Raw genomic sequence first — 364 nt, 5'->3', positions numbered from 1 at the left:
TGCGAATGGGCAATATGTCATGCCAGGAATGATCGACACACATGTTCATATAAGTGAACCAGGCCGGACAGAATGGGAAGGCTTTGAAACTGGATCGAAGGCTTTGGCGGCCGGCGGTACGACGAGTTATGTGGAAATGCCATTGAATGCTCTCCCGGCAACAATCAATAAAGAGGCATTGAATTTGAAGCTTGAAGCGGCAAAAACACAAAACTATGTTGATTATGCTTTCTATGGCGGTCTCGTACCAGAAAATCTGGACAAGCTGGAAGAATTGGCTGATGCAGGGGTTCTGGCGTTTAAGTGCTTCATGTCTGACATCACAAGCGATATCCCTGGAGATTTCACAAATGTCGATGATTAT

1 protein-coding gene is annotated in these 364 nt (G+C 45.6%); it reads left to right on the top strand.

The window, feature by feature from the left end:
• A partial coding sequence (locus RB160_RS24140) for an amidohydrolase family protein (protein ID WP_316572959.1) occupies nucleotides 1–364 on the top strand: 364 nt, incomplete at both ends.

Source organism: Neobacillus sp. YIM B06451, from assembly GCF_032667185.1.
Lineage (GTDB): Bacteria > Bacillota > Bacilli > Bacillales > Cytobacillaceae > Bacillus_D.
This window is presented reverse-complemented; position numbering and strand designations above follow the sequence as displayed.